This window comes from Sutcliffiella horikoshii (assembly GCF_021991925.1).
Lineage (GTDB): Bacteria > Bacillota > Bacilli > Bacillales > Bacillaceae_I > Sutcliffiella_A > Sutcliffiella_A horikoshii_F.
Map to the genome: position 1 here is coordinate 363,705 of NZ_RXZI01000001.1, position 13,457 is coordinate 377,161.

The 13,457-nt window shown below is 42.2% G+C and carries 13 protein-coding genes; 6 read left to right on the top strand and 7 right to left on the bottom strand.

Annotated elements, in window-relative coordinates; genetic code table 11:
- Positions 1–16 precede the first annotated feature (16 nt).
- The 3 genes from EKQ44_RS01735 to EKQ44_RS01745 are packed head-to-tail and all read left to right on the top strand — an operon-like array spanning position 17 to position 4,346.
- Complete coding sequence (locus EKQ44_RS01735; RefSeq protein ID WP_237661796.1) at positions 17–1,591, top strand: fatty acid--CoA ligase; 1,575 nt, start codon at positions 17–19, stop codon at positions 1,589–1,591.
- Entirely contained in the window at positions 1,588–2,685 is a 1,098-nt protein-coding gene (locus EKQ44_RS01740; protein ID WP_237661797.1) for a CaiB/BaiF CoA transferase family protein, read from the top strand. The genes EKQ44_RS01735 and EKQ44_RS01740 overlap by 4 nt, the downstream gene beginning before the upstream one ends.
- A gap of 38 nt (positions 2,686–2,723) precedes the next feature.
- Positions 2,724–4,346, top strand: coding sequence for a long-chain fatty acid--CoA ligase (locus EKQ44_RS01745; RefSeq protein ID WP_237661798.1), 1,623 nt, complete (start codon positions 2,724–2,726; stop codon positions 4,344–4,346).
- A gap of 109 nt (positions 4,347–4,455) precedes the next feature.
- Here EKQ44_RS01745 and EKQ44_RS01750 read toward each other — a convergent pair whose 3' ends face one another.
- The 4 genes from EKQ44_RS01750 to EKQ44_RS01765 form a co-directional block, all read right to left on the bottom strand.
- Positions 4,456–5,580 carry a M14 family metallopeptidase gene (locus tag EKQ44_RS01750; RefSeq protein WP_237661799.1) on the bottom strand — a complete coding sequence of 375 codons (1,125 nt, stop codon included), beginning with the start codon at positions 5,578–5,580 and terminating at the stop codon, positions 4,456–4,458.
- 27 nt (positions 5,581–5,607) lie between these two features.
- A complete protein-coding gene (locus EKQ44_RS01755) occupies positions 5,608–6,798 on the bottom strand; it encodes a cation:proton antiporter (protein ID WP_237661800.1) in 1,191 nt (396 codons plus the stop codon).
- Between the two features lie 102 nt (positions 6,799–6,900).
- Positions 6,901–7,050 carry a hypothetical protein gene (locus EKQ44_RS01760; RefSeq protein ID WP_237661801.1) on the bottom strand — a complete coding sequence of 50 codons (150 nt, stop codon included), beginning with the start codon at positions 7,048–7,050 and terminating at the stop codon, positions 6,901–6,903.
- 25 nt (positions 7,051–7,075) lie between these two features.
- On the bottom strand, positions 7,076–7,480 hold the full coding sequence (locus EKQ44_RS01765) for an ion channel (RefSeq protein ID WP_237661802.1): 405 nt from the start codon (positions 7,478–7,480) through the stop codon (positions 7,076–7,078).
- A gap of 222 nt (positions 7,481–7,702) precedes the next feature.
- Here EKQ44_RS01765 and EKQ44_RS01770 point away from each other — a divergent pair, with 222 nt between their 5' ends.
- The 3 genes from EKQ44_RS01770 (at position 7,703) to EKQ44_RS01780 (ending at position 10,059) form a co-directional block, all read left to right on the top strand.
- The gene (locus tag EKQ44_RS01770) at positions 7,703–8,590 is read left to right on the top strand and encodes a TIGR01777 family oxidoreductase (protein WP_237661803.1); all 888 of its coding nucleotides are present in this window, start codon (positions 7,703–7,705) and stop codon (positions 8,588–8,590) included.
- Positions 8,591–8,657: 67 nt separating this feature from the next.
- Entirely contained in the window at positions 8,658–9,038 is a 381-nt protein-coding gene (locus tag EKQ44_RS01775; protein ID WP_237661804.1) for a TraR/DksA family transcriptional regulator, read from the top strand.
- A gap of 307 nt (positions 9,039–9,345) precedes the next feature.
- Positions 9,346–10,059 (top strand): hypothetical protein, encoded by a 714-nt coding sequence (locus tag EKQ44_RS01780; RefSeq protein ID WP_237661805.1) that lies wholly within the window; start codon positions 9,346–9,348, stop codon positions 10,057–10,059.
- Between the two features lie 52 nt (positions 10,060–10,111).
- Here the strand turns inward: EKQ44_RS01780 and EKQ44_RS01785 are convergent, their stop codons facing one another.
- The 3 genes from EKQ44_RS01785 to EKQ44_RS01795 all read right to left on the bottom strand — a co-directional run bounded on the left by EKQ44_RS01785 (position 10,112) and on the right by EKQ44_RS01795 (position 13,446).
- Positions 10,112–11,386 (bottom strand): AAA family ATPase, encoded by a 1,275-nt coding sequence (locus EKQ44_RS01785; RefSeq protein WP_237661806.1) that lies wholly within the window; start codon positions 11,384–11,386, stop codon positions 10,112–10,114.
- Positions 11,387–11,504: 118 nt separating this feature from the next.
- A complete protein-coding gene (locus EKQ44_RS01790) occupies positions 11,505–12,026 on the bottom strand; it encodes a hypothetical protein (protein ID WP_237661807.1) in 522 nt (173 codons plus the stop codon).
- Between the two features lie 64 nt (positions 12,027–12,090).
- Positions 12,091–13,446: an MFS transporter gene (locus EKQ44_RS01795; protein WP_237661808.1), complete on the bottom strand. Its 1,356-nt coding sequence runs from the start codon at positions 13,444–13,446 to the stop codon at positions 12,091–12,093.
- Positions 13,447–13,457 lie beyond the last annotated feature (11 nt).

Genomic DNA, 13,457 nt, shown 5'->3' on the forward strand with positions numbered 1-13,457 from the left:
AAGTAGGAGGATGAAGATGTCGATAACGATTGGGAAAATCTTTGATCTTACAGTACAAAAGTTTCCGGATAAAGAAGCACTTTATGATGTGAATAAAAATGTACGTTATACCTACAAAGAATGGAATGTGGTAGTGAACCGGTTAGCCAATGCTCTAATGGAAGAAGGCGTGAAAAAAGGGGACAGGGTGTCCACGGTACTTTTTAATACAGAGGAACTGGCAACAACGATGCTTGCTTGTGCAAAAATCGGTGCAGTCTTCAATCCAATCAATTTCCGCTTGCAGCCAGAAGAAGTCGCGTTCATATTAAACGACGCAAAACCGAAAGTCGTGATGTATGAAAAAGCGTTGGAACCTGTTGTCGCTTCCATTGCGGGGCGCTTTGAAGAAACAGGGTTCTGGATTATTGATGGGGAAGAAACCAGTTACTCCTCCTCTTATCATGAAAGGTTGAAATCTGCCTCCACTGATGAAGTATCCATCAATGTCTTGGAAAATGACACTTATGCGATCATGTACACAAGCGGAACGACTGGAAGACCAAAAGGCGTTGTTCATCGACATAGAGATATGGCTGAACAAAGCTTAATCGTTATTACGGCAACAAAGCTTGAAGCGGAGGACATTGGACTCGTGACAGCCCCTATGTTCCATTGCGCGGAACTGCACTGTGCTGTCATCCCAAGAATCCATGTTGGTGGGAAAAATGTCATCCTCCATCAATTTGAACCCAAAAAGGTGCTCCAGCTGATCCAAGAGGAGAAGGTGACAAAGTTTTTTGCCGCCCCTACTATGTGGAATATGCTGCTACAAGAAAACTTCAATGAGTATGACTTGAGTAGCCTGAACCTAGGCTTATACGGAGCTGCCCCAATGGCACCTGCACTTGTCAGGGCTTGTCACGACATGTTGGGAATTTCTCTTGTGCAGGCTTACGGCATGACCGAAATGGGGCCAGCAATCACCTTCCTATCTGAAAGAGATCAGCTCAGGAAAGCTGGTTCCGCCGGCCAGGCCTGCCTGAATCATGAAATACGGATTGTACGTCCGAACGAAGATGGACCAAGTGATCCTGAAGATATGTTGCCTGCAGGAGAAGCTGGAGAAATACTCGTACAAGGCCCATGTATCATGAGCGCTTATTTTAACAGGGAGGAAGCGACGGCGGCTGCCATGTATAAAGGCTGGTACCATTCAGGGGACATTGGTTATCTGGATGAAGAAGGCTTTTTATATGTAAAAGACCGGGTGGATGACATGATCATTAGCGGTGGGGAGAATATCTATCCACGGGAAGTCGAGGATGTCCTTTATGAACACCCTGCTGTGTTGGATGTAGCCATTGTGGGTCTCCCTGATGATCGCTGGGGAGAGACGGTAACCGCGTTTGTGGTGAAAAAGAATGATAGTTTGACAGAGGAGGAACTGGATGCCTTCTGCTTAAACAGTTCTGAGCTTGCTCGCTATAAACGCCCGCGAAAGTATATGTTTGTAGATGCTCTGCCTCGAAATGCGAGCGGAAAAATACAAAAGTTTGTTTTGAGGAAGCAGATGGAGGAACTAGTTACAGGAGAAACACCATCCCGATGATTGAAAAATTGCTTGAAGGCATTAGAATACTTGATTTCACCAACTATCTACCTGGCCCATATGCCACGCAACGTCTCGCGGATCTTGGAGCAGAGGTCATCAAAGTGGAACCGGTGAAAGGAGATCCCGCCCGCCACACAGGGGTGAAGCGAGATGGAACCGGTGTGGTGTATCTCGCTAATAATCATGGGAAGATGAGTGTTTCCGTCGATTTGAAAAACGAGGGTGACAGGGATAAAATCATGCGTATGGTTGAAGGTTCCGATGTTATTATGGAGAGCTTTCGACCTGGTGTCATGGCTAGGTTCGGTCTTGACTATGAAACGGTTAAACTCCATAAGCCTGACATCATCTATTGTTCCCTTACAGGCTATGGGAACCATGGTAGATGGAGTAAGCTTGGAAGCCATGACATCAATTATATGGCATTGAGCGGGTTGCTGGCACAGTTAAAGGATAAATACGGCCGCCCCATCCAACCTTCCCTCACTATAGCAGACTACTTCGGCAGTATGGCTGCTTGTGAAATGGTGCTGGCACTGTTATGGAAAAAAGAGAGGTCAGGTCTTGGAGGCTATCACTCTATCAGTCTGACGGACGTTGCCGCTTCCTTCATGGGAACACATCTCATGATTCATCAAGAAACAGGGGAGCAGCAGGGCATCAAGTTACTGAATGGGGAACTTATCAGCTATGGAATCTATGAAACGAAGGACGGGCGGTTTATGGCGCTCGGTGCACTAGAAAATAAGTTTTGGCAGAATTTCTGTGAAGCGGTGGACCGGAAAGAATGGATTGGCGCCCATTTTTCCGTTAGAAGAGAAAGTAATCCTGTTTCAACCGATATGAAAAAGTTGTTTGCAGGTCGAACTTTTGAAGAGTGGACAACTTTTAGCCAAAAGGTTGATTGCTGCTTAACACCGGTGTTGGAAGTAGGGGAACTTTCAAGTTATCCATATTTTCTAGAGAATGCTAGTATTTTTCATGATGTTAAAGGAAATGTGAAGGTTGCTATGCATAGTGGAAGTTCCAACGAATTCAAGCCTGCACCATCTGTGGGAGAACATACAAGGAGATTGCTCGAAGAGCTATAATGTAAGTCAAATTCATTAATCGAGAGGGGTAATGTCAAATGATGAATGTACCAATGACCGTCAGTTCCATGTTGGAGAGAGCGGAAAGATTCTTCCCGAATAAAGAGATTGTTTCAAGAACTCTATCTGGTGTACAGCGTTTGTCCTATCGGAAAATTGGCGAGAGGACACGCCGATTATCCAGTGCCCTTGAAAAACTAGGGGTGCATAAAGGCGATAAAGTTGGAACTTTCGCATGGAATCATCACCGTCATTTAGAAACCTATTTTGGGATTCCGGGAATGGGGGCAGTGCTTCATACGATAAATATCCGGCTGGCTCCAGAGCATGTGTCTTATATTGTCAACCATGCAGAAGATGTGGTGCTTTTTGTAGATGAAGACTTGCTGCCGTTAGTAGAGCGGGTAAAGGATCAATTGGGAACTGTGAAGGCATTCATCATCATGACAGATAAAGAAGAGCTCCCATCGACTTCCTTACATCCTGTATTTTCTTATGAAGATTTATTAGAAGAAGGGGACCCTAACTTCTCCTTTGTAAAAGATATCGATGAAAACGACGCGGCCGGAATTTGTTATACTTCCGCAACAACCGGTAATCCGAAAGGTGTCGTCTACTCCCACCGTTCCTTGGTTCTTCATAGCTATGCACTCGGTTTGGCAGATACAGCAGGGCTGTCAGAATATGATACTTGCATGCCGGTAGTACCGATGTTCCATGCAAATGCTTGGGGATTGCCGTTTGCCGCTACTTGGTTTGGTACCACACAAGTGCTTCCTGGACCACAGTTCACTCCGCAACTTTTAGCAGAATTAATAGAGAGCGAGAATATTACATTAACTGCCGGTGTTCCAACGATCTGGCTTGGTCTATTGAATGAGTTGGAAAAAGGATCTTATGACACATCAAGCCTTCGGGCAATATTGTGTGGCGGATCTGCAGCACCTCGAGGGATGATCAAGGCCTTTGAAACAAAATACGGCATACCTTTCTTACATGCATATGGCATGACGGAAACGACGCCACTTGCTACCGTTTCTAGGCTGAAAAGTCATCAAACAGATTTAGACGAAGAGAAAATGCTGGATATCCGTTCGATGCAAGGGTTGTTGGTTCCTGGCCTTGAGATGAAAATTATCGGTGCGGAAGGGGAAGTGGAATGGAACGGCACAGAAATGGGAGAGTTATGCCTCCGCGGCCCATGGATAGCGGACGAGTATTATAAGGACGAGCGTTCAGCAGATGCCTTTATAGATGGATGGCTTCACACAGGTGATGTAGTCACTGTGGATCAAGAAGGAGTTGTAAAAATTGTTGACCGCACAAAAGACTTAATTAAAAGCGGTGGTGAATGGATTTCTTCTGTCGACCTGGAAAATGCGATCATGGCACATGAGGCAGTATTCGAAGCAAGCGTCGTAGCCATTCCCCATGACGAGTGGCAGGAAAGACCTGTCGCTTGCGTCGTGCTAAAAGATGCTTTTGTCGGCAAAGTAGAAAAACAGGAGATCATCGATTTCATTTCCCCACAGTTCGCTAAATGGTGGCTGCCGGACGAAGTTATCTTCATGGAAGAAATACCGAAGACATCAGTAGGGAAGTTCCTAAAGAGGGCGCTAAGGGATATCGTGGAGAAAGAGATGAAAAGTACGGTGGAGTAAAGGGATCCTATAAGGAGACAGGCCTTTCAATTTTTTGAAAGGCTTTTTTCCTCATAGAATTTCAAAACTGACATCAACTTAAAAAGTCAATGCCAGTTTTCATCCTGTACTACTTTACTATTCCCTCTCTTCCCAAGACTGCCTCAAATCCTAAACGGGCTTCCTTCAAGACGGATTCTCTCCACTCCCTGTCTTCCGGGTAGAACATCTTCTTGAATTCATCCAACACCCACTGTCTGTCCTCTTCCCGTTCTGCGCCATACCAATAGAGCTGGTTTTCGAGAAGGATCGTGGTGAATTCGCGCAACTCGGCCTCCTTGTCATCTCCAAAGGTACCGAATTCAAAAAGGGCCGAGAAGAGATACGTATCTGGATGCTCTTCTTTTTTTATTTTATGGAAGTGGTTGGTGGAATCGCCCTTCACTTTTTCCGGTGAAAACTTTTGAATGTTTTTTAATGGGTACAATGATTTTAATTCCTCTTCATCGCGTGAATCGGTATCAGACATCACCATGGTAATTTCATTTGATGGACCTAGAGCAGTGTGCCAATCCATATGAATGACACGTGAATAGGTGGAAAGTAGCCTTTTCTGCACACTCTTCAGGAACTTGGCAGATTCTTCCGGTCTCTTGCCTCCGAAATACACTCCTCTCTCAAACTCGAACTGTCCCATGCCTTTTGCCTCACTTATTCCACTGTAGCCCTCCTTAAAAGATGCTTTGGTCAGTTGGGTGTACAGGTCTGTTTTTTCCTTCTTAACATGTTGGACTTTTCCGCTCGGTAGAAAAAGATCCTTTGCTTTGGCAAAGTTTCTGTTCACATCCTTCGGCACAGAATCAGGGTTGTACAAATAATTTCGGTTTAGGTCAATATTATTTTCTGTTACCCTGCGGAAGTTCCTCATTCCCCAAGGGTTTAAGGCATGTATCAGACAGATGCCGGTTGTTTGTGGGTCTATTCGTTTCAGGTATTCATCCACAAAAAGATGGGTGACGGCTGCCCCGGCATAGCCTTCGATACCGTGTTCCCCTGTGGTGAAGAAAAGGACTTGTTCATTAGAGGAGAGGGGTTCTGAATAAATCATATCAATCGCGTTATCCTTTTCGTTTCCTACGTTTTCACTTGTCAACTTCGCTTCAGGCCATATGTTCCTGATTTTTTCCAAGTGGCCTAAAAATTCCTTTCGTGATTCCTCATAATTGGATTGAAAATATCTCTCGATTTCCATCATGATAACAACACCTTCCTCGTTCTGGTTTTATTTGAGCAATTTCTTTGATAAGGGATGAATGCCAATACTTTGAACAACCAAAGAAATCAGCACTGCGGCAAACGATAAAGATATGATCAGGCCGGTATTGTCCGCCTCTTTTGCCTGAAGGCTCAAGATCAGGAAAACGGACATGGACCCTCTCAGGCCGGACCAGCTCAAAAGGATGGATTCTTTAAAGCCGAACTTCTTTCTCCATGGCTGAACGAGCTGGGTTGAACCTGTTACAATGAGCAGCCTTACAATGAGCGAAGCCAGGAAAATCAGTATGGCAAGCCCCCAGTAGTCAAACGATAAGTGTTGACCGGCCACTATTCCAATAAACAGGAATAGTAGAGATAGAATGGAGATTTCCACTACCCCCCAAAAGCCGTCAAGAGATTCTCGGAAGTGGTCATCCTTAATGGAACGGTCAAATTCGAATGAGAGCATGATTCCGGCAAAAACAGTAGCAAGCACTCCGGAAAATCCGAATTGCTCAGCAAAATTGAATGCGCCATAGGCAAGGATGATACTCAGTGTAACCTGATACTCTTTATGGTGGGTAATGTATATCGCCTTACTGAACAGCCAACCGATTGCTAACCCAATGAATATCCCTCCAAGGGAAACATAAAGGAACTCCCCTAAAAACGTCCCGACTCCTAGAGATTTTCCATCTTTCAGATAGATGCCCGAAATGACGGTGAACAATACAATGCTTGTTCCATCATTTATGAAAGACTCTCCTTCCACCACTTCCGCCATCATCCGTTTTCCAGACGCCTTCTCCAGAATGGACGTAACGGAGACAGGGTCGGTAGGAGTCAGTATGGCCGCAATCAACAGGCAGCCCACAAAAGATATCGATACAATAGGGATACTAACGGCATAAATCACCATACCAAGAACAAATACCGTTATAAGAATTCCTACTGTTGCCAAAAAAGCAATAATGCCACCATTTCTTCTAAATGCCGCGGGTGGAAAGCGATAGGCCGAAACAAACAATAGACCCGGTAAAAAGAGGTGATAAATCACATCTTTTGTAACTTCAATGGATGAGAAATAAGGGATAAAAAACAAGCCAATACCGATCAGCACAAGAATCGGGGGAACCGGAATATCCTCTTTTTTCTTATCAATGGTGAAAATTATATAGCCGATTAAAAGCAACAGTATATATGGTGTGGTATTCATAATCATAGCCTCCCGAGTTAAAAAAGGGACTGAGGGTCAGCCCTAAAGGAAAACCGGTCATCCACAAGTTAAATATGAGTATATTCCATTTTTTTAGGTGCTCTACTCGAAATCATCCGGATTTTTTTCGCTCTCTTTATTTTTTTTCTTATCAGGTGTCTCCCTTTGAGGGTCGATATCCTGATCTGGTTTGTTCTTCTTGTTTTTTTGTTCCCTGGATAAATCTTTATTGTTTTGCTCTGATTTTTTCATTTCGTATTCTCCTCCTTAAATTTGTTTACTCCCCTTCAGATGAGCTATTCATAGCTTTCATAAAGTAGGCAGTGGGAAGCAATAGACCCAAGCTTGCTTGAATTAGAGCAAAGAATCTCGCACTCCCAACGGGGATAAGATCGCCATATCCTACGGAGAGCATCGTAACCCCGCTGAAATAAAGGAAGGTTAGAAAATCCTCTGGTGCCTGGTCTCCGGTCTTGTCAGAAATCCTTAGTATGACTTCATTGCCGGACAACAGATAATACAGAACAGCGAATCCAAAGGTGATGCCAACCATTACAAAGAACAGTTTTAGAAAAAGATCCATATGGACATAGCTTTTTTTGTATGTTTTATTCGTAAAAAAATAGAATAGATTCATCGCTAAAAACACAATGGTCATCCCTATAAGTATGCTTGAAAGCATTTGATACCTCCTTCCTTCTAGTTTTTCGTTTCCCTCCCCACGAACTATAAAACCAAATTAAAGAGATAAGTAGATTTTCTCTAAGCAAAAATACACCTCTTCTACCAATCCAATAACTTCCCACTATAAATATGTTAAAATAAAATGGTAGATACTTCCTAATCGAGAGGCGTGTCGAGGTATTAGATTCCGTAAATAAAACGTAGAAGAGAGGTACCCCTATTGAAGAAAAAAGTTGTTCTCGCAGGAGGAACCGGATTTATAGGTAAATACCTGGAAAAGCAATTTATCCAACAGAATTATGAAGTTATCATAATTTCAAGACAACCTAAACACCTATCTTGGACAGATACAAAAGGAATCAGAGATGCAGTCGAGAATGCGGAATTGGTCATAAACCTGGCTGGAAAGTCCGTGGATTGCCGCTATAATGAGACAAATAAAAAGGAGATTTTTGATTCGAGGACGGAGACGACTAAAATCATTGGAAAAGCAATCGAAAGTGTTCAAAATCCTCCAGAGTTATGGATCAACTCCAGTACAGCAACTATTTATCGACATGCGGAAGACAGGGCGATGACGGAAACAAACGGTGAAATAGGAGAGGGCTTTTCAGTCGAGGTGGCAAAAGCATGGGAAAAATCATTCTTTGATTTTAATTTATCCCAAACAAGACAGGTTGCATTGCGAATTGCCATTGTACTAGGAAAAGATGGTGGGGTTATGACACCATTTAAAAACCTTGTTAGATTTGGCCTGGGTGGAGTCCAAGGGCCAGGAACGCAAATGTTCAGCTGGGTACATATCGAGGATGTTTATAAGATCATACTTTTCATTAGGGATAGAAAGGACTTAAAGGGAGTGTTCAATTGCTCTGCTCCAAATCCTATCTCGAACAAGCAATTCATGGCTGAGATGAGGGAGAAGATGAATAGAAAGATTGGGTTGCCTTCACCAAGATGGATGCTAGAGGTCGGGGCTGTCGTCATTCGGACGGAAACAGAGTTGATCCTGAAAAGCAGATGGGTCATTCCAGAAAGATTGGAACAAGAGGGCTATCAATTTAAGTACGCCAAGATAGAGGAAGCATTGACAGAAATCTTATCTTGAAATACCAGTTTGTTTTATTCCTGGCTACTGAGGGTATACCTTCACTAGATGAAGGGAGTAGATAGATATGACATTAACTAAAGAAAAGCAGAAATTACTTCTAGTCAAACTGGAAAAGATGAAAGAAAGCATAGAGAGAAAACAGGAAAACAGTATATTGGACGAGTCCCTGCGCGAATCTACAGGAGAAATCACTTCTGGAATCGGCAATCATTTGGCAGAAGGGAACGCCGAAAGAGTGGAAAGAGAGCAGGAACAAACCTTTGAGCAAATTGATGAGAAATTGCTAGGTGAGATTGATGAAGCTTTAGCCAGAATGGAAGAAGGTACATACGGAACTTGTGTGGATACAGGTGAAGAGATTCCATATGAACGATTAGAAGCACTGCCTTATGCGAAGCGAACTGCTCAAGCGCAAGAGAAGTTTGATAAAGGGGAAAGATATTGATTGATGAGCCACCGGGATTATTCGGTGGCTTCAGTGTGTAGACAAAGCAAAATATATAGCAGTTTTCAGGTTGATCGTAGTGGAAGACGCGAAGACTCCCTCGGGAGGAAGGGATAGGGAAGACCCCGCAGGAAAGCGAAGCGCCTGGAACGAAGATCAACAGTTAAATACAAATCTAAAGGTTATTAGGGTTTGTCAACAGTCTGGGGCCACCGGGATGAACCGGTGGCTTTATTTTCATATAGCAGGATAAATGTATTCCCACATCTAATATATAGTTAGAAATCAAAAAAAGAGGAATGCAAAAATGAAAATCATAAACACGAGTCTAACATACAATCACCAAGTACCCTGCACGGATGGTACTTTTATTAATAGTTATGACGTTCAAGTCACCATCAAGTTAAATGATGAAATACTTCACTTCACCTATTTGTTAATGGAAGGAGAAAATGTTTGGGGCCATACCTTTGCGTATGATCAGGACGGTTATGAGAGACCTGGCCTGCTTTCTCCAAATGATTTCAGTCAGTTATTCGCTAGCCCAGAAGTTAGCCAGCATACAATTCAAGTCGAAAGAAAGCTTGGTGTTATTGGGAGATGCGAATTAACGGTTTTCCCCGAAGAGGAGCACAGTACGTTTGATTTTGTCTCTTTTCATCATTTATGTAAACATTTAGCAGGCGTTTTGCATGTGAAGCCCCATGTTCACAAAGAGCTTGGTATGTGCAGCTATCATGCAGTGAAGTTTGAATTAAAGGATGGTCCCATTTTCATTCTATGTAATGATTATCATATAGCTTTCACCCATGAGGTGGATAGCTACCCAAAGAAATTCATTGATCATCATAAGTTAGCATCCTACTTTCCTCCCCCATATAAAGTCTACCGGGTAGAGGAACTTAACAAGCCTTTTCAAAAAGAACAAATAAATCGCTCATTAACTGACTGGGAAATTTATAGTATCAAACATTGGAAACCAGAAACACTTGGGGAATTTTTATTCAACTACTGGGACTAGTCCAGTTAAAAGTAAGGGACCTTTGCTAATCAGCAAAGGTCTCTTGCGTTTCTTATCTGATAAATCCTACTTGTTCCGCATCTGTATCCCATTTGAAGTTTTTCTTCTTTTTATTATCTGCTTGAAGATCTGCACAAATCTTTTCCACGTCGACAGCTTTTTCATAATGCCATTGCAAGGCGACGGAAGTGTACAGCTCATTTAGCTGTGCATAAGAAAACCCATCTGTCAGCTGATTGATCTTTCTTATCTCTTCCTCCGAAATGAATTGGAGCATCTTCTTCTTTTTCAAATAACCCACTCTTAGTTCCAGAGTAGGAAGTTTAATTTCGTATGCTCTGTCAAAACGTCCCGAGCGATTGATGAGTGCGGGATCAATTTTTTCAGGATAGTTGGTAGTTCCTATTAAGAAGATCCCTTCTTTGGAAGTGGCACCATCCAGTGTATTTAAAAAGACGGACCTGACTTCAATCGGCATCGAATCAATATCCTCGATTACCAAAGCCATCGGTGTCATTCTGTTAACAGTAGAAAACACTTCATGGACGGAGTAACTGGAAGTGTGCTCCGTTATCTGCCAATAGGCAACAGGAGCAGTAATGCTGTTGGCAATCGACTTCACCAATGTAGTTTTTCCATTACCCGGCTTTCCGTAAAGCAAGATCCCTCTCTTATAGGGAATGTCATATGTTTTAAAGAAGGAGCCGCTATCTGTAAAGAACTCGTCGATAGAACGATAGATTTCCTTTTTAAGAGATTCTTCCAAAAAAACATCATCACGAGTAACAAATGTGGTGATTTTCTCTTTCGTACTTTCAATACCGTTTTCCGTATCGGTAAAGACGGTGACATAGTTTTTCGTGTAGTCCCGCTTTCTTTTAATTACATAGTTTAAAAAGGTTAAGAGGCCATCATTATTTTTGGCCAAAATAAAATCATGGATGGTCTCTGTATGGGTTTGAAAAATAGGGCATCGGACAACGGCTACTTCATATTCTTTATAGTAATATAGGGTGTTGGAAAGACGTGGTTTGATGATAAACTCTAGCTGATCTTGATTATGATTGGAGGAAATCGTTCTTGTTTCCAATCCATCAAATACGTGGGTAACAGCTTCCACTTTTTCTGGATGTATCTCTAAGTCCTCTTCAAGTACTTCCCAAATCTCATTGGATGTTTCATCATCCGCGTACAGATGAAAGTCAGTGCCATATTTGTGATATAGAGCATTTTTCAGTTTGCTTACCACGTAACCAAAATCATAATAGCTTCCGATTTCTTCGCGGTCTTTTTCATTGAAGTGAATTAAATAAGGTGTTTTTTGCATGCAAGTCCTTCTTCCATTTTTGGTAGTTATTTCTTAACATACTTTATTTTACTGAGAAAATGGAATGGAGGCAATAAAAAAGACAGTCACATAGGGACTGTCGGTTAGGTATATTTTATTACTCTCTTAATTTTACTAAAAGTCCATCATCATCCTTATTTCTAATGGACGAAATTTTTCCCTCCTTATTGATGTTGATGACCCCAGTGACCGTTGCTGTATTTATTTGTCCATCCTTATTGTATTCCACGTCAACCTCGAAATTGTAGGCATCGATTTCAGTTTCGTTTATATTATGTATCGAAATATCTTTGGGGAGTAACTGATAGTCCGCTTCATATGCAATCCTTAAATATTCCAATATAGAATTTGTACTAATAAATCTTCCGATATCATCTACTAGCATTTCATAATTTTCTTCTATATAGTTTTGTAATTCAGGTGGGTAAATATCGTCTTGCGCAAGTGCTTGTTTCAGCTCTTCACTAGGTCCTGAAAATTCATTTTTCAAAAAAGTGTTGATGGTAGTTATGTTTTTAGCTTTTTCTTGTGATTCCGTTGCTGAATTCGAACAGCCTGCGATAAAACTAAAGGTCAAAATCACGGCAACAATATATTGAATTAATCCTGTTTTTTTCATCTGACCCCCCCATTGCAAATTGTATCTTAATTCTAATTGGTTTAATAGTTCTCTAATTATTACATCAGGACTTTTTATTTTTTTTATATTGTAAAAACACAATCGATGTAAGTAACAATAGCCCTGTGACCCCCAAGAAGATATTGCGGTAAATCTCATCAACAGGTATGTTTCCTTGCCATACTATCAACAACCCAGTTAAAGCCACTCCAAAGGCACCGCCGAAAAACTGGACAAGTTGGGCGATTCCCATTCCTGCTCCAAGCTCCGATTTATCCATAATCCTGGATATCTCATTGGAAATGCTGGAAGTGAGTGCTGAAAATCCTGTACTCATGAACATATAGGTAACCAAAATGACATAAGGGGAGAGATCACCTAATAATCCAAATGAAAGGGTAGAAATGATTAAAAATAGCTGACCGAACAAAATCAGTGGCATATTGCCAAAGCGATCGATAAATCTGCCGATAAATTGAGCGGCAATGGCAGAAAGAATCGCTCCCGGGAAGATAAGCAATCCGATGGTTGCTGGTTCCTTGTTAAAGATCACCGCCAGCATAATCGGCATTAGAAATAAAGCGGAAAAGTGGGTGACGAATGCTCCAAATCCGATTCCTAACAACTTCACAAACTGCTTGTTTTTCAATAGTGCAGGTTGAATGAATGGCGTGGAGACTTTATGGATATGTCGCCAAAGCCATATTAGGGCTGCAATACTCACGATTAAAATTGGGATCAAAAAAGTTGATAGGAAAAGTAAAAGTCCTGTCACGCCAAGACCAATTAACAAACCACCTAGGTAGTCAAATTTCACTTTCTGTGTTTTTTCATTTGGTAAAAGTTTTCGGAATAGTGGAAGGAGCAGTAAAACGAATCCTGTCACTACAAAAAGGTAATGCCAACCTAAGTATTGGGTGATGAGTCCCCCAATTACCGGGCCAAGTCCAAATCCGAGGGAAGCGGCAGAAGAGATAAAGGCCATCGCTTTTCCCCTCCTAGAAATGGGGATATATCGTCCCGCCAACACCATGGCCAAACCCGGCACAGCCCCGGCACCTGCAGCTTGCAATAGTCTTGCGGCCAATAGCCATATGAAATCCTGCGAAAGGAACCCGATGATCGAGGAAATGGCCAACAAGCCAAGCCCTAAGGTTAACAACTTTCTAATGGGCAAAAAATCCGATAACCTGCTATAGGTCAAGGTTGATATGGCAAACACAATGGAATAGCCAGATACAATCCAGGAAGCGGTGGAGGAGGATAGGCTCAGCTCGCGCAATACACTAGGTAAGGCAACATTGAACATGGTCGTATTCATGACAACCAGCCAAACGGTGGCGCTCCAGATGAGGATGATTTTATTTTCTTCTATGACGGGTTGTTCTAGTTCTTTATATTCGGCAACGTGTGATGCCATTTGTCTCACCA

What these genes read in the sequence shown, in the direction of transcription:
- EKQ44_RS01780 (WP_237661805.1), top strand. Translation starts at nt 9,346, where the DNA reads ATGAAAATCATAAACACGAGTCTAACATACAATCACCAAGTACCCTGC.
- EKQ44_RS01755 (WP_237661800.1), bottom strand. Translation starts at nt 6,798, where the DNA reads ATGAATACCACACCATATATACTGTTGCTTTTAATCGGCTATATAATT.
- EKQ44_RS01795 (WP_237661808.1), bottom strand. Translation starts at nt 13,446, where the DNA reads ATGGCATCACACGTTGCCGAATATAAAGAACTAGAACAACCCGTCATA.
- EKQ44_RS01750 (WP_237661799.1), bottom strand. Translation starts at nt 5,580, where the DNA reads ATGATGGAAATCGAGAGATATTTTCAATCCAATTATGAGGAATCACGA.
- EKQ44_RS01790 (WP_237661807.1), bottom strand. Translation starts at nt 12,026, where the DNA reads ATGAAAAAAACAGGATTAATTCAATATATTGTTGCCGTGATTTTGACC.
- EKQ44_RS01745 (WP_237661798.1), top strand. Translation starts at nt 2,724, where the DNA reads ATGATGAATGTACCAATGACCGTCAGTTCCATGTTGGAGAGAGCGGAA.
- EKQ44_RS01735 (WP_237661796.1), top strand. Translation starts at nt 17, where the DNA reads ATGTCGATAACGATTGGGAAAATCTTTGATCTTACAGTACAAAAGTTT.
- EKQ44_RS01785 (WP_237661806.1), bottom strand. Translation starts at nt 11,386, where the DNA reads ATGCAAAAAACACCTTATTTAATTCACTTCAATGAAAAAGACCGCGAA.
- EKQ44_RS01740 (WP_237661797.1), top strand. Translation starts at nt 1,588, where the DNA reads ATGATTGAAAAATTGCTTGAAGGCATTAGAATACTTGATTTCACCAAC.
- EKQ44_RS01775 (WP_237661804.1), top strand. Translation starts at nt 8,658, where the DNA reads ATGACATTAACTAAAGAAAAGCAGAAATTACTTCTAGTCAAACTGGAA.
- EKQ44_RS01765 (WP_237661802.1), bottom strand. Translation starts at nt 7,480, where the DNA reads ATGCTTTCAAGCATACTTATAGGGATGACCATTGTGTTTTTAGCGATG.
- EKQ44_RS01760 (WP_237661801.1), bottom strand. Translation starts at nt 7,050, where the DNA reads ATGAAAAAATCAGAGCAAAACAATAAAGATTTATCCAGGGAACAAAAA.